The organism is Pseudogemmobacter bohemicus (genome assembly GCF_003290025.1).
GTDB classification, from domain to species: Bacteria; Pseudomonadota; Alphaproteobacteria; order Rhodobacterales; family Rhodobacteraceae; genus Pseudogemmobacter; species Pseudogemmobacter bohemicus.
The window spans coordinates 1,309,877-1,325,198 of record NZ_QNHG01000001.1; the positions used below are offsets into that span (position 1 = coordinate 1,309,877).

Annotated in this window: 11 protein-coding genes and 4 pseudogenes; 5 read left to right on the forward strand and 10 right to left on the reverse strand. The window is 66.0% G+C overall.

Annotation, left to right across the window (positions count from 1 at the left end):
- Nucleotides 1-4: 4 nt before the first annotated feature.
- The 3 pseudogenes from DRF71_RS06165 to DRF71_RS27240 all read left to right on the forward strand — a co-directional run.
- A pseudogene (locus DRF71_RS06165) lies at nt 5-913 on the forward strand (ATP-binding cassette domain-containing protein).
- Nucleotides 914-1,756, forward strand: a pseudogene (locus DRF71_RS27235) (metal ABC transporter permease); the annotation flags it as partial.
- A 16-nt stretch (nt 1,757-1,772) separates the two neighbouring features.
- Nucleotides 1,773-2,561: pseudogene (locus tag DRF71_RS27240) on the forward strand (metal ABC transporter permease); the annotation flags it as partial.
- 107 nt (nt 2,562-2,668) lie between these two features.
- Here DRF71_RS27240 and DRF71_RS06185 read toward each other — a convergent pair.
- Nucleotides 2,669-2,914 carry a DUF2312 domain-containing protein gene (locus tag DRF71_RS06185; RefSeq protein ID WP_112309587.1) on the reverse strand — a complete coding sequence of 82 codons (246 nt, stop codon included), beginning with the start codon at nt 2,912-2,914 and terminating at the stop codon, nt 2,669-2,671.
- Between the two features lie 144 nt (nt 2,915-3,058).
- On the opposite strand from DRF71_RS06185, the gene DRF71_RS06190 reads away from it, so the two are divergent.
- Nucleotides 3,059-3,274 carry a hypothetical protein gene (locus DRF71_RS06190; RefSeq protein WP_112310034.1) on the forward strand — a complete coding sequence of 72 codons (216 nt, stop codon included), beginning with the start codon at nt 3,059-3,061 and terminating at the stop codon, nt 3,272-3,274.
- Between the two features lie 27 nt (nt 3,275-3,301).
- On the opposite strand, the gene DRF71_RS06195 is transcribed toward DRF71_RS06190, so the two are convergent.
- Both DRF71_RS06195 and DRF71_RS06200 read right to left on the reverse strand, forming a co-directional pair.
- Complete coding sequence (locus DRF71_RS06195; protein ID WP_198672077.1) at nt 3,302-5,332, reverse strand: enoyl-CoA hydratase/isomerase family protein; 2,031 nt, start codon at nt 5,330-5,332, stop codon at nt 3,302-3,304.
- A gap of 313 nt (nt 5,333-5,645) precedes the next feature.
- Complete coding sequence (locus tag DRF71_RS06200; protein ID WP_112309589.1) at nt 5,646-5,882, reverse strand: hypothetical protein; 237 nt, start codon at nt 5,880-5,882, stop codon at nt 5,646-5,648.
- 178 nt (nt 5,883-6,060) lie between these two features.
- On the opposite strand from DRF71_RS06200, the gene DRF71_RS06205 reads away from it, so the two are divergent.
- A complete protein-coding gene (locus DRF71_RS06205; protein ID WP_112310035.1) occupies nt 6,061-6,498 on the forward strand; it encodes a TIGR01244 family sulfur transferase in 438 nt (145 codons plus the stop codon).
- A 52-nt stretch (nt 6,499-6,550) separates the two neighbouring features.
- Here the strand turns inward: DRF71_RS06205 and DRF71_RS06210 are convergent, their stop codons facing one another.
- The 7 genes and pseudogenes from DRF71_RS06210 to DRF71_RS06240 all read right to left on the reverse strand — a co-directional run bounded on the left by DRF71_RS06210 (nt 6,551) and on the right by DRF71_RS06240 (nt 15,307).
- The gene (locus tag DRF71_RS06210) at nt 6,551-7,594 is read right to left on the reverse strand and encodes a FliM/FliN family flagellar motor switch protein (RefSeq protein ID WP_157970943.1); all 1,044 of its coding nucleotides are present in this window, start codon (nt 7,592-7,594) and stop codon (nt 6,551-6,553) included.
- 122 nt (nt 7,595-7,716) lie between these two features.
- Nucleotides 7,717-10,392 (reverse strand): ATP-binding protein, encoded by a 2,676-nt coding sequence (locus DRF71_RS06215; RefSeq protein WP_112309591.1) that lies wholly within the window; start codon nt 10,390-10,392, stop codon nt 7,717-7,719.
- A 7-nt stretch (nt 10,393-10,399) separates the two neighbouring features.
- Nucleotides 10,400-10,684, reverse strand: a complete 285-nt coding sequence (locus DRF71_RS06220; RefSeq protein WP_112309592.1) for a hypothetical protein — start codon at nt 10,682-10,684, stop codon at nt 10,400-10,402.
- 726 nt (nt 10,685-11,410) lie between these two features.
- A pseudogene (locus DRF71_RS06225) lies at nt 11,411-11,773 on the reverse strand (response regulator transcription factor); the annotation flags it as partial.
- Nucleotides 11,774-11,969: 196 nt separating this feature from the next.
- The gene (locus DRF71_RS06230; RefSeq protein ID WP_112309593.1) at nt 11,970-13,259 is read right to left on the reverse strand and encodes a helix-turn-helix domain-containing protein; all 1,290 of its coding nucleotides are present in this window, start codon (nt 13,257-13,259) and stop codon (nt 11,970-11,972) included.
- 72 nt (nt 13,260-13,331) lie between these two features.
- Entirely contained in the window at nt 13,332-14,783 is a 1,452-nt protein-coding gene (gene hydA / locus DRF71_RS06235) for a dihydropyrimidinase (RefSeq protein ID WP_112309594.1), read from the reverse strand.
- Between the two features lie 14 nt (nt 14,784-14,797).
- Nucleotides 14,798-15,307: a hypothetical protein gene (locus DRF71_RS06240; RefSeq protein WP_157970944.1), complete on the reverse strand. Its 510-nt coding sequence runs from the start codon at nt 15,305-15,307 to the stop codon at nt 14,798-14,800.
- Nucleotides 15,308-15,322 lie beyond the last annotated feature (15 nt).

Consider the following 15,322-nt stretch of genomic DNA (forward strand, 5'->3'; position numbering starts at 1 on the left):
GATCATGTCGCAAAACAGCCAGCCCCGGATCGGGGCGCCACAGCCCAAGACCCGGGGAGCGGCATCACCCGCCCGGGATGTGACGGTCACCTGCCGGAATGGCCATACCGCCTTGCGCAATGCTCGTTCCAGATCCCGCGCGGCACCGTCACCGCGCTTGTGGGCGTAAACGATGCCGGAAAATCCACACTTTTCAAGGCGACATGGGGTTCGTGCCGCTGACAAAGGGGAAGCTCCGGCTCCTCGGCCGACGGTATGCGAGACGCTTAAGCAGAACTTTGTCGCCTATGTACCGCAATCGGAAGAGGTCGACTGGTGCTTTCCCGTCCTCATCGAAGATGTGGTGATGATGAGGGCGCTACGGCCATATGGGTTTTTGCGAATCCCCTCGGCGACGGATCGCGCGGCGGTGGATCAGGCGCCCATGCGGATAAACATGCTTGATTACCGCCACCGCCAGATCGGCGAGCTGTCCGGGGGCCATAAGAAACGGGTCTTCCTCGCCCGCGCGCTGGCGCAGGATGGCCAGATGATCTTGCTGGACGAGGCTTTCACCGGCAGCGACGTCAAGACCGAAGAACAGATCACCCCCCTTCTGCGCGATGAGGGAAGGGTGATGCTGGTCTCAACCCATAACCCCGGCTCGGTGCCGGAATTTTGCGGCCGGGTGGTGCTGGTTTGCGGCACGGTGCTGGCCTATGGCCTCACCGCCGGGACCTTTACGCATGACAATCCAGAAGAGGCTTTCGGGGGTGTTCTGCGCCGCTTCACGCTGTCGGGCGATCAGTTGCATGACGATGACGACCCGCGCCATGTTTCGATCCTGAGCGATCACGAGCGGCCTTTGGTGCAATACGGCCATGAGACCCGTCCCCGCGCGGACAGGCAGACCGAAAGCGGAGGGGCGCGCTGAATGTCCGTCCTCTGGGGGCCGTTTACCTGGTCCTACATGCTGAATGCGATGTGGGTTTCCGCCCTGGTCGGCGGCGTCTGCGCCTTTCTCTCGGCTTACCTCATGCTGAAGGGCTGGGCGCTGATGGGGGATGCGGTTTCTCACGCGGTGGTGCCCGGAATGGCCGGCGCCTATATGCTTGGCCTCCCCTTCGCGCCTGGCGCCTTTCTTTCAGGGGGGCTCGCTGCGCTCGCCATGCTGGTCCTGTCGGACCGGTCGGGGCTGAAATCGGATGTGGTGATCGGGCTGATCTTCACCGCGTTTTTCGGCCTTGGGCTGTTCATGGTGTCGCTGAACCCGATGGCGGTCTCGATCCAGACCATCACCATGGGGAATATCCTCGCGATCACGCCCGAGGACACGACGCAACTGGCCATTATCGGCTTTGTCACGCTGGCGGTGCCGCTGGTGAAGTGGAAAGACCTGATGGTGGTGTTCTTTGATGAAAACCATGCGCGTTCCATCGGGCTGCATCCGGGGCTTTTGAAAGGCGTGTTCTTCACGCTGCTTTCGGCCTCGGAGGTGGCCGCGATGCAGACGGTGGGCGCCTTTCTGGTGATCGCCCTGGTGGTCACACCCGGCTCCACCGCCTGGCTGCTTTGCGACCGGTTCGGGCGGCTGAACGCACTTTCCGTCGCCATCGGCACGGTGACCAGCTTTGCCGGCGCCTGTATCCGCTATTTCCTCAATGGCGCGACCGGCGGCGTCATCCTCCGCCTGTAAACCGCGATCGTCCTCACGGTCTTCATCTTTGCGCCAAAACACGGGTTTCTGGCCGCAAAACGCCGCGCAGCCGAGGCGTTGCATGACGAGGTGGCCAATGATCGAGACGCTTCTGCTGCTGTTCCGGTTCCCGTTCATGCAAAAGGTCTATCTGATTTCAGACATGATTTCAGTGCTCTATGCGCTTTTGTCCTGTTTTCTGGTGCTGAAGGGCTGGGCGCTGATGGGGGATGCGGTCTCTCACGCGGTGCTGCCCGGAATCGTGCTGGCCTATATCTGGGGCTTTCCGCTGATCATCGGCGCCTTTGTCGCCGGCATGTTCATCTCGGTCGCCACCACCTGGCTGTCAGAGAACAGCCGCATCAAGCCCGATACGGTGATGGGGGTGGTGTTCTCGGGCATGTTTGCCGTCGGAATCGTGCCTTACACCTTGATCGAAAGCGATGCCGATCTCGACTATATCCTGTTCGGGAATATGCTGCGTGTCAGCGTCCAGGACCTCTGGACCGCCGGGCTGATCGCCGGATGTGTCACGCTGGTGCTGGAAAGACCTGATGCTGCACGCCTTTGATCCGGCCCAGGCGCGGGCCCCGGGGCTGCCGGTGGGGCTGTTACATTACGGATTGCTGGCGACCTGTCGCTGACCATCGTGGCGACGCTTGCGGCGACCGGGCTGATTCTCGCCATCGGGCTGCTGATCGCACCCGGAGCCATCGCCTTCCTGCTGACGCGCCGCTTCGGGCGGATACTGGTGATCGCAAGTGCCTCCTGTTTCACCACCATGATGACGGGGATCCGGACGAGCTTCTGGCTGGTTTCCCCGCCGGCCGCCCCCATCATCCTGGTGCTGACCGCAATGTTTCTCCTGGCCTTTTTCCGGCGCAGCCTGCAGATCCGCGCGCAAGGCCGCGCCAGGACCGGCCATCTGTGTGAAAACGGGGGCCGGCCCCGGTTTCAATGCCGGCCCCCCTGTCAATCCGGCCTGATCCGGCCTCAGCTCATCCCAAGCGCGGTCATATAAACCTCAAGGATCGCATCCGCCTCCTGGCGCTCATTCGCATCCTGCTTGCGCAGCGACACGATTTTACGCAGCGCCTTGGTGTCGAAACCGCGGCCCTTGGCCTCGGCATAGACCTCTTTCAACTGCTCAGCGATGTCCCTCTTCTCGGCTTCGAACTGTTCGATCCGCTCGATCAGCTGGCGCAGTTCATCTGCGGTCACGTTGAAGGCGTCATTCATTCCTGCTCTCCGCTTTATGCCCTGGGCAACAGATACCCTGCCCGCCTTGCGGAGTTCAAGCGGCGCCGCCCCTTCCCCGGCCCCTCTTGCGCGAAAGCCCGGCAGCGTTTAGCCAGCATCCCGTAGCAAATGGCGGAGTTCCCCATGCCGTATCTGATCTGGCCCGGCGCCTTTCTGTCGCTTCTTGGCGTGTTTGGCCTGGCCTGGTGCATCCTGCGCGGGCTGAAAATCCGCCGCTCCGGGGCGACGGATGATCAGATGCGCACTGAACTGCAAAAGCTTTTCGCGGTGAATTTCGGCGCGCTTGGCCTGTCGGTGCTGGGCCTCGCCTTGGTGATCATGGGCATCTCCCTGGGCTGAAACCCTGCGTTCAGGCGGGTCCTGTGCTCAGGCGGCAACGCCCCGCCCTTTTGAGACCAGCAGATCCAGCATCGGATGCGGTGCCCAAAGCGGGTCATCCTCCTGCCAGCGGCGCAATTCGCTGCGCAGCACCATCGCGCCGCGCTCGGCGGCGAGATGCATCGGCCCGCCCTGCCAGCGCGGGAAACCATGGCCCTGCACCAGCAGGAAATCCACCGCATGCGGCCCCGGGGCCGAACCCTCGGCGATCTGCCGGTAACCCTCATTCGCCAAAGCGCTCAGCCAGCGCCGGACCACCTCGTCCGAGGCCATGCCGCGCACCGCCTGGCCGGGCTCCGGCTCCGCCAGATCGGGCATCGCCTGGCCAAAGCCCTCCAGCGCGGTTGCGATCAGCCGGCGCGGCACGCCCATGGCCAGCATGCGCGACAAAGCCGCCTGGCCTGCCGCCGCCACCCGTCGTCCGATCTGTGGCAGCCCGCCGCTGAGCACCGGTTGCAGCCCAAGGCCACGCATCAGCCGCCACAGCCCGGCAAGCGCCAGCGGCCCCGCCACACCGCCGGTGCTGATTTCACAAACCCGGCCCGATGGGGCGATGGTCAGCCCGGCCCGGCCCGGCGCGCCGCCGATCACCAGATGCAGCGCGGCAGGATTTTGCCGTGCCAGGGCATCGACAGTGGCGCCTGCACGGGCATGAACCACCAGACCGGCCTGGGCCAGCGCCTGGGCCGGCTGGCCGGTCTCGAACCGCAGCAGATCGGAATCGCGCTGCGCCTGGGCCATGCGGCCAGAGCGCGCCCCGGCCTCCAGCCGCTCCCGCACCCAGGCCGCAATGCGTTGCAGCGAAGCCTCGTCGCCACCACCCTCCGGACCGGCCCAGATGACCCTGATCCCGCGCCCAAGCGCAAGCAGCGCAAGCGCAGCAAGCTGCGGCCCGGCGCCGGTCAGCCCCAGAACGCGGATATCCTCGCCATTGCCGGCAGCCACGCCCGCAGGCAGCGCATGGGCCGCCCTCTCGGCCCTGGCGGCCGCGATCAGCCCGCGGCTCTCAGTGGTCTCCAGCAGATCCTCGAAAATCACCGTCTCCAGCGCGAGGCCGTTTTCAGGGGGCAGGTAAAGCGCCGCCTCGACGCAATCTATGATCCGCGCCGGGGCGGGCATGGGGTTGCGCGCGGTATCGCGCCGCGCCTGGGCAATCGCCGCGACAAAGGCACTCGCATCGCGGATGCCCTCGTCGCGGGCGATCACCGGCGCCGGGATTGGCATCCGCGCCGCGAACTCAACCGCGGCCGGCACCGGATCGCCCTCGGTCACATGATCGGCGAGGCCGATGGTCAGCGCCTGGTCGGCATCGACGGGTCGGGCATCCAACAGCAGCGCAATCGCCTCTGTCGCGCCGGTCAGACGCGGAAGCCGCTGACTGGCGCCGGCCATCGGCGGCAGGCCCAGCCCGGCCTCGGGAAACTGGATCCGGGCGCCCATTGCCATGATGCGCGCATGGCAGGCGAGCGCCAGCTCCGCCCCCGGGCCGGTGGCCCGGCCCGCAATGGCCGCCACCACCGGCGCCGGATAGAGGTCGATCTGCCGGCAGAGATCGGCCAGCGAAGGGGCGCCATCGCGCAAAGCCGCACCCGCCTCCACCAGTGTCGCCGAGGAGAAGCCCCCCGCCGCGCCGGTAATCACCACCGGCCGGGCGCCGGTCCTGGGCCGGGTGCCAGGGGTCTCACCACCTTCGGGCGCGCGGGTCAGCGTCTCGCCGTCACGACCGGCAGAGCCCGCATCGCCATTTGATGCGCGGTTACAGGCATCAGGGGCAGCCTCGCCGGTATCCGCAGCCGCGCGGCCATGGGCCTCGTCCAGCCGGGCTTCGGCCTCCCCGACCTCTGCGGCAAGCGCGGCAGAAAGGGCGGCCCGCACCTCCTGGGTCAGGCCGTTCAGGGGCGCATTGTCGATCTCAAGCAGCAGGACGCGCGCCTCCGGACCGACCAGGCTCTGCCGCAAAACACCCTTCGCCGTGGAATGCGGCCCGGCCACATTCCCGCTCCGCTCAGTTCGAGTCATGCCCCCGCCTTCACCCGACACATCCATGGGCTGCGAGTTAACAGGACATTCCGGTGGCTTGACAAGAGCTTACCCTGCCCTGCCGGCTGTCTCCCGCCCAATATTCCACGCTTATTCCCACACGGCCCGCGCCCAGGCCAGCCAATGCCCTGCCCGGATAACAGGCCACCTGCAACAATCCCTTGCCCATGCCACAACCGGACCGGCAAAAAAGACAGGCAGCACAATCCTTCCGTGAGCAGCCAATACAGCCTGCCGCCGGATGGCAGCAGAGTATCAACGGCGCAAACCACCCGTGCAGGGCTGGTGGGGATCAGACCGGCATATTATCGAATATTTGTTCGATTTCTTCTTCCTCACGCAGGCGCCGCGCCTCGCGCTGCGAGAGGCTTTCGCGCCCGCCCTCGGAAACGGGGGTGGGAAAGCGATGCGCCAGGGCCTGGATCTCTGCGAGCGTCGCGCTCAGATCCGTCATCGCACCATCTTCCGCAAGCTTTACCGCCTCGCGGGTCAGGCGCTGCAATTGAGAAAAACCGTTATAGATTTCCATGGCCGTTCCTCCTCCGGCTGCCGGTACTCCCGGGATTACAATATCAGGCTTGTGTTTCACTGCCATGACGCAGATCAACAATGGGCGCGCATTGCGCGGACAGGCGCCGCCGGATCGGGGCTTTTCCCCCGGCTTTCGGCGCTATAGGCTGCGGCAGAATTTCCGAAGGGACGTCAAGATGGATATCCGCCCGCTCAGTGAAACCTATGCCGTTTCGCCCCAGATCGCAGTCGAGGACCTTGAGGCGATCAGGGACGCCGGCTACCGCGCGGTGATCGACAACCGCCCCGATGCGGAGATCCCCGACGACCTCCATACCAGCGAGATGCAGGCGCGGGCCGAGGCGCTTGGCCTCGCCTTCTTTGCCAATCCGGTGATTGGTGGCGCGCTTACGATGCAAAATGTCGTGGCCCAGGCCGAGGCAATTGCCGCCGCGCCGGGGCCGGTGCTGGCCTATTGCGCCAGCGGCAACCGTTCGTCGATCGTCTGGGCTTTGTCCCAGGCAGGGACGCAGCCGGCCGCCGATCTGATCGCCGCTGCCGCGCGGCATGGCTATCAGCTCGCCCATCTCGAACCGCAGATCGAGGCACTTGCGGCGCAGAAATCCGCCGGCTGAGACACGTCCGGGTCGTGGCGTGGCCCCGGCCTGGGGCTCTGTGCTGCGCCGATCAGGCCGGGACACGGAAATCAAGCCCATCCCCGAGGCCAGCCTCAATCCCGAAGCCCGGTTCACCCTCCGGGCCGGGAATCGCCATTTGTTCCGTTGCGAATCCAGCCGGAAAGTCCATCGCAGCGGGCGTATTCATCGCCGGAAGATCCGGCACCGAGTCCGCCGGGATACCCGGCTCTGTTTCGCCCTTGCCGCTCGCCACCGCGCTGATCCGCAATGCGCGGTAGCCGTTTTGCTGCCCCAGCCGTGCCGCAGCCACCGGTTTACCGTCGATCCCCCGCAGGCTGATCTTTGCGATACTGGCCTCGTTCAGCGGCAAAACCTGCCCCGGCTCCAGCTGCATCACCTCATTCAGGGTCAGCATCCGCCGCCCCAGCACCGCCTGCAATTCGCATTCCGTCTGCCCCAGATCGGCGGAGAATCCCGCAGGCTCGGGTGCGGTGCCGGCGGGCTCCGCCTGCGACATCTCAGCCAGCGGCAGCGCCAGCAGCATCTCCCCGCTGCGCTTGCCATCGGCCAGTGACAGGGTGGTGGTCATCAGGTGATAGGGCAGATCATCCAGCAACAGCCCGATGCTGCGCGGATCATCCAGCAATGAGGCAAAGCGGAAACCGCCATCGACGCGGCGATCCGGCAGGTCGCGGACCAGGAAATCGAACCGCGCCAGCGCCCGGTCAAGCACCGGCGAGATCATCGCGGCATCGGTCCTGGTCGGTCGTCTGGATCCGGGCGCCACCGTGCCGATACGGCCGATCGTCTGCATCTCGATCAGCGAAGCCGTCAGCTCGGGTGAGAAAGCCGCCACCCCCATCGCGCCCCCCGGCCCGTCCAGCAGCGCGATCAGCGCGCGCTCGGGCGGCAGCTCCGGCAGTTCCAACAGATCGCAGGGCCGCGAGGACAGCGCCGTGGTTTCCGCAGGCAGCCCCACCCCTTCGCGCAGGGCGCGCGCCAAAGCCAGCCGCCAGGCCTGATCAACCAGCGCATGGGGCTGGGGCAGTTCCTCATGCGCGGGGCGAAGTTTGCGGCGCAGGATCTCGCTCATGCCAATGCTTCCCGTTTTCGTCCAGGTATCGCCATTCTGGTCGCGAGAAGGTTTGCGCAAAGTTAACAGGGCCGGGAAAATCGTAGCGAAACCGCGCGCCGCCCGCCGCTGCCCGTTTTTTTTCAGCCGGGGTCGATTCTCAGCGGCAGCACCACGCGAAAGGCCGCACCGCCCTGGCCGGGAAGATAGTCGATGCTGCCGCCCAGATTGGTGACGATCTCGCGGCAGATCGCGAGGCCCAGCCCCGCGCCCGAGGCCCTTGCCTCGCCGGGAAGTCGCCAGAATTTCTCGAACACCATGGATTGCAGCGCCTTGGGAATGCCCTTGCCGTTATCCGAGACATCGACCCTGACCCGCCCGCCTTTGACCCGCACCGCGATGCGGATGCGCGGATGACTCGAATCGCAATATTTGCGCGCATTGGCGATCAGGTTGATGAACACCTGGGTCAGCCGGTCGGCATCGGTGCGCATCCAGACGGATTCGGCGATGGTGTCGCGGGTGAATTCGATATCACGCTCGGGCTTGACCTTTTCGGTGGCGAGAATGGCGCGGTCGATCATATCGCGCATGCTGACAAGGCTCACTGACAGCTGCACCTTGCCGCTTTCCAGCACCGACAGATCCAGCAGATCATCCAGCAACCGCGTCAGCCGCACCGCCTCGTCGCGGATGATCCCGCCCGAGCGCGCGACGGTACCGGGCGGCAGATCGCCCTCGGCGAGGATCTCGGAAAAGGCGCGGATCGAGGTCATGGGGGTGCGCAGCTCATGGCTGATCTGCGACAGGAACGCGTCTTTCTGCACCGAAAGCGCGGTCAGCTTCTCATTGGCCTCCCGAAGCGCGGTGGCGGTGCGCGAAAGCGCGCCCCGCTGTTCCTCCAGCTGCGCGGAATGTTCCATCAGCTGCGCGGATTCGCGCGCCACCACCATCAGATCCTCGACCGTCACCGTATCAAGGCCGACCAGTTTCGAGATCATCGCATGCGCCGTGGCGGCACCGATGGAGCCGGCGAGCTTCTCCTCAAGCGCGGCGAGGAAGGCGGGCGTCGGGTCGGGCAGCATGGATTCGCTTTTGCCCTGATCGCGGGCGGCGCGCTCGAAAAGGCCCTGTGCCTCCTCCTCGCCCATGATGCGCTGTGTCATAACAAGCAGCGCCTCGGGCTCTGCCTCGCCGCGCGCCCAGCGTTGCGGGCCGACCGGGCCATCGAAGACATTGACGAAAACCGCGCTTTGCAGCCGCTCGACCGGGCCGGGGAAGCTCAGGATCGAGGCGGCGCAGAACACCGCCGTATTGGCGATCAGCGACCAGAACAGCGCATGGACCAGCGGATCCATCACCTCGGTGCCGAACATCGCCTCGGGGCGCAACCAGCCAAATCCCCAAAGGCCCTGTTGCAGCACCGAGGCGGGCAGGATCGCATCCCCGAAAGAGGGCAGGAACAGGCAATAGGCCCAGAGCGCGAAACCCGTCCCAAGCCCAAGGAGCGCGCCGGTCCGGGTGGCGCCGCGCCAGAAAATACCGCCGATCATCACCGGCAGGAATTGCGCGACACCTGCAAAAGAGATCAGCCCGATCTCGGCCAGCGCCCCCGATCCCCCCGAGACGCGGTAATAGCCGAGGCCCAAAGCCAGCACGAGCGCGATGGAGATCCGCCGTGCATTCAGCACCAGCGAGCGCACATCCTCGGAAATCGCGCCAGAACGGCGCAGCCTGAGCCAGGTCGGAATCACGATATGGTTCGACACCATGGTGGCCAGTGCAATCGCCTCGACGATCACCATCGAGGTGGCCGAGGAAAAGCCGCCAAGGAAGGCAAGCATCGCAAGCGCTCCCTGCCCCTCGGCCAGAGGCAGGGTCAGGACGAACATATCGGGGTTGGCGCCTTCGGGCAGGCGCTCGATCCCCATCACGGCGATGGGGATGATGAAAAGGCTCATCGCCAGCATATAGGCCGGGAATGCCCAGGAGGCGCGGGCCAGCTGGCGCTCATCGGAATTCTCGACCACGATGACCTGAAACATGCGCGGCAGGCAGATCACCGCCGCGCCGGCAAGGAACAGGATCGCGGTCCATCGCCCCGGCTGCAACTGCCAGTCATGCAACGAAGACGCGTCGATCTTCGCCATGATGCCCGAGACGCCGCCCGCCAGCCCCCAGACCACGAAACAGCCGACCGCGATCAGCGCGACCAGCTTGACCACCGCCTCGACCGCGATGGCGGCGACGATGCCGGTATGCTGCTCTTTGGCGTCCAGGTTGCGGGTGCCGAACAGGATGGTGAAGAGCGCCAGCCCCACCGCCACCCAGATTGCGGTCTGGCCGGCGGCCGGGCGCGCCTCGCCGGGCGCGGCATTGGCAAAGACCTCAAAGGCCAGCACCACCGATTGCAATTGCAGCGCGATATAGGGCGTCACCGCGACAATCGCGATCACGGTGACCAGCACGCCCAGCGAATTCGATTTGCCATAGCGCGACGAGATCAGATCGGCGATCGAGGTCAGCCGCTGCCGGCGCCCGATATGCACCAGCTTGCGCAAGATCCACCACCAGCCGATGAAGACCAGCGTTGGCCCCAGATAGATCGTGATGAATTCCAGCCCCGAGCGCGCCGCATAGCCCACCGCGCCGTAAAAGGTCCAGGCGGTGCAATAGATCGACAGCGACAGCGTATAGACCATGGGCGAGCGCAGCCAGCCAAGCTTCCCCTGCCCCGAGCGCCGCTCGACCAGAAAGGCGACGGCGAAGAGGAAGATCACATAGGCAAGGCAAGAGGCGACCAGCAGGTTGAAAGACATCGGGGGTTCAGCCTTCTTCCTCGTCGCCCGATGCCTCGCCGGGGCGGGTCTCGTCGGGTTTCGCCAGCCCCGGCGCAAGCGCGGCGGCCAGAAGGATCAGCACGGCCCAGGTCAGAAAGAACCAGATCACATCCGAGGAAAGCAGCCGCTGGCCGCCATCCGCCGGCGTCCAGAGGATCGGCAGGATCATCAGAAAGACCCCGGCCACCGGCAAAAGCCGCGCCGCATCGCGCAGCCGGCGGCGGCGATAGGGGATGCGGCCAAGAAAGAGCGGACGGCGCGGGCGTTTCACGGCCTGTCTTCTCCACACCTGACCGCAGTATCGCGGAACCCGGGCCCGCGCGCCACAACCCTCCGCCGCGTCAGCACTGCTGTCACGACCTGCGCGAGGGTCTCGGTCACCGCGCCCCTTTCTGCCCCCGGCATGGACTCTGCCCCTGTCACGGAGTTCGTCTCCACCCTGCGGGTGTTGCAACATGGCCGCGCGCAAGCCAGCGGCGGGATCACCCGGCGCGGAGGGCGCTCCTCTCTGATACGAATATGCCCCGTCCCGCTGAGGGTTCGGGTCACGGAAATCCTGCGGAGCGGATCTTCCCCCGCATCCGTGCTGCATTGTCCGATTGCGCGGGCGCAGGACGCGCCCGGATAATCCGGCCCCTCGCCGCGGGAAGATCGCGTCCGATCGCGCGCATCCGGCACGGGACCTGTCTGCCCCGACAGCGCTGTCTTCGGCAGCCGGGTATCGGCAGCAGCCTGTCGCACAACACCCCTCGGGCAGGAGGACCCGCCTTCCCTCTGACAAAATCCGGTCATCCGGCCAATGCCTCCCGGAGCCCGCAACCGCGCCATGGCAAAAGGCCCGGCGGCGTCATGCGGCGCCATTGCCGGATCCCGCAATGGCCTGCCCCGCAATGGCCTGACCCGCATTGGCCTGACCCGCATCGACCTGCCCCGCATCGACCTGCCCCGCATCGACCTGCCCCGCATCGACCTGACCGGCCCCGGCGCCAAAGCCGGTGAGGCTGCGCACCTCGGCCACGATCTCGGCATTGGAAAAAGGTTTGGTCATAAAGCGCGTCGCCCCGGCCCGCTCTGCCGCCTCGCGGTCGCGCGGCAGGCCCTTGGCGGTCAGCATCAGCACCGGCACCGTCACCGTCACCGGATCGGCCCGCAGCGCCGTCAGCACATCAAGACCCGAAAGGCCGGGCAGCATATGATCAAGGATCACGAGGCCCGGGCGCAGGCTCCGCGCCAGCTGCGCCGCGCCCTGTCCCTCGGCATGGTGGATCACCTCCCAGCCGGCGCGCGACAGGATGAACTGGATCGCCTCGGCGATATTGGGTTCGTCTTCGACCAACAGCACCTTGCGGCTGTTTTCCATGCCCGTCCCCCGCCTTTCTTCGCTGCTTTCTTCCCTGCCCGTCTGCCGCTTGTGATGCGGCATGACCGGTCCTCCCCATCCGGGCAACCGGCCCGGAAAGCCAGTATCTTATGATTTGCCTTCCCCTGTCAAAAGGCGATCCACGCCGCATTGCAGCGCACCCTTACGCAGAGCGTGGCAGATACTCCGCCGTCGCTCAGCGCGGCGGTTTTGTCGCCTGCTGTGGCGCATCGCCAAGGATCGAGGGTTCCCGCCGCGCCGGGCAGGCATCCCTCGGGCAGATGCGGCAGGTGGTGCCCGCCGCCAGCGGCGCCGGATCGGGGGCGCTGCCGCTGTCGGGCTGGATCAGCAAGGCGGCCTCGCGCAGTTCCGGCCCGGCAAAGCCCCAGGGCAGCCGCGCCTCACACCAGGCCAGACAGAGAAACCGCCCGCCCCCTGGCTGCGGCATCTCCATCACCGCCCGGACCGGCTGGCCGGGCCGCGCAAGTGCCGTGAAAAGCGGCCAGAGCGGACAGGCCGCCCCATAGCGCGGCGGCGCGAAACCGGGGATCGGCTTCCGGAACAAAAGCGTCCCCGAGGCATCGCAGACCACCAGCCCGGCGACAGATCCCGGCCGGAACGCGATCCGGCGCATCGCCGCCTGGACAGAAACCCCGAACCGCGCCGCGATCAGCGCGGGATCGCCCCCCGCTGCCAGCGCGGTGCGCAAGCCAGCTTCGGGGATCGCCGCGATATCGCCCCGCGCCTGACCCATCCAGCCCCGCGCCAGCGCCTTCGCATCACGGCCCTGGATCTGATCCAGCGCCACAGCCTCTTCCTCGGGCAGGACCCAGCCGATCCTGGACAGCCAGGCCTCCAGCTCGTCCTGCGGCGCCATCACGGCGCTTTCCGCCTCCTCGCCGGAATGATCAAGCCAGGAGACCAGCGCCTCGGCGCCCCCCACCAGGCGCTCGCTGTCCTGATGCAGGTTCAGGTGAAAGCGGCGCTGCCAGTCGGGGCTGAGATCCTCGGTCTCGACCAGGATCCCCGCCGTCGCCCGGACCGCAGACAGCGCCGATAACAGCTCATGCAGCGCCGCCGACAGATGCGGGTCATGGCCCAGCCGGTCATTCAGCGCCGCCATCCCCTGCCTGAGCCCGGAGATATGGGTCTGGAGATCGGCGATCAGCTGCGCCCAGCCGGGAAAGCGGCCCGCCAGTTCCCCGGCGCGATCGGCCTCGGCACCCGAGCCCGGGAAGCTTGCCGCCACCGCCCTGAGTTCCGCCACCAGCGCGCCGGGATCACGCTCCGAGAATTCCTCGGGCGCGACATCCAGCGCGCGCGCAAGGCGGTCCAGCACTTCGGGCGTCACATTGCGGCGATTATGCTCGATCAGGTTCAGATAGGAGGGCGAGATCCCCGCCGCCCGGCTGAGATCACCCTGCCGCATCCCCGCAGCAATACGCCGCTCACGCAGGCGGGTGCCGATCAGGGGGGCGCGGGACATGGCTTCTCCGGGCAGGGCTTGCGACAGGCTCGCCCGGAGAATTTACAACCTGGTGAAAACTTTACAACCGGTTCAGACACCGGTTGCCGGAATGCCGCCGCGCTGCACCGGGCGCGGCGCGGTGAGGTCTTTCCACTGCGTATAGGCGCGGCTGACGGTTCCGCGCGGCTCGCGCGCGACGAATTTGCCATGCCCCTCCGCCGAGGCAAGCTGGCCATCGGTCACCGCCACATGGCCGCGTGACAGCACAAAACGCGGACCGCCCATGACCTCCTGCCCCTCGAAGACGTTGTAATCAATGGCGGATTGCTGGCTTTCGGCCGAGATAGTCTTTGCCTTTGCCGGATCCCAGACCACCAGATCGGCATCGGCGCCCACCAGCACCGCGCCTTTCTTCGGATAGCAGTTCAGGATCTTGGCGATATTGGTCGAGGTCAGGGCGACGAATTCGTTCATCGTGATCCGCCCGGTGCGGACGCCATGGGTCCAGAGCATGGAAAGCCGGTCCTCCAGCCCGCCTGTCCCATTGGGGATCCTGGTGAAATCGCCAAGCCCGGTGCGTTTCTGTTCGGTGGTGAACGCACAATGGTCGGTCGCGACACAGGACAAAGACCCCGAAGACAGCCCCGCCCAGAGACTGTCCTGGTGCCGTTTGCCCCGGAACGGCGGCGACATCACGCGCCGCGCGGCATGGTCCCAGTCGGGGTGGAAATACTCGGTCTCGTCCAGCGTCAGGTGCTGGATCAGCGGCTCGCCCCAGACACGTTGCCCATTCTGACGCGCGCGGCGGATCGCCTCATGCGCCTCTTCGCAAGAGACATGCACGATATAGACCGGCACCCCCGCCATATCGGCAATCATAATGGCGCGGTTCGTCGCTTCACCCTCGACCGCAGGGGGCCGTGAATAGGCGTGGCCCTCGGGGCCATTGGTGCCGGCGGCCATCAGCTTCGTCTGCAGCTCGGCCACCAGATCGCCATTCTCGGCATGCACAAAGGGGATCGCGCCGAGATCGGCGCAGCGCGAAAACGACGCGAACATCTCGTCGTCATTCACCATCAGCGCGCCCTTATAGGCCATGAAATGCTTGAACGAATTGATGCCGCGATCGGCGACCTGCCGCATCTCGTCAAAGACCTGCTCACCCCACCAGGTCACGGCCATATGGAAGGAATAATCGCAATGCGCCCGCGCGCCTTTGTTGTCCCAAAGCTTCAGCGCATCCATCAGCCCCTGGCCGGGCGAGGGCAGCGCGAAGTCGACGACCATCGTGGTGCCGCCCGCCAAAGCCGCGCGGGTGCCGGTGTCGAAATCATCCGCCGTATAGGTGCCCATGAAAGGCATTTCGAGATGGGTATGCGGGTCGATCCCCCCCGGCATCACATAGCAGCCGGTGGCATCGAGCACCTTATCGCCTTTCAGCCCATGGCCGATCCCGATGATCTGCCCCGCCTCGATCAGCACATCCGAGACATAGCTCAGATCCGCCGTGACGATGGTGCCGCCTTTGATGACCGTGCTCATGCTCTTTCCCCCTGCTATTGCCCTGCACAAACCGGATCGGCCAGCGCCTCGCGCAGACCACCGGCAGTGAAATCGAATTCGGTTCCGACCTCTTCGCCCATCACCGAAAGGATCACACCGGCGCTGTTTTGCAGCCGCTCTACCGATTGCGGGTCAAGGGCGGTGAAATAGCTGCCGCCGGCATAGGGCATCTCGTTCAGGTCGATACTGTCGCCATCGGCGAGGCCGAGGCTTGCCGTGATCGTGCTGCCAAAGGCCGGCTCGCCTGAGGCCGAATAGCGGATGGTGCGATTACCACCCTCATCCGTCCAGCAAGACAGGTAGAGGCCGTTCCCGACCGCATCGCGAAGATAGGCTTCGGAAAATTCGGCCTCGGCGCGCTCCACCACGACCGGACGCGAGCCGCCGCTGTCGGCGAGATATTGCAGCTGCCAGCCCCCGGCAGCGGCGACGCCTGCGGTTGCCATCAGCCCCACCAGGGCCAGCACGCCCGGGCGGGCGGGGATCAGCGATGTCAGTTTCATGTCCTTGCCTTCACG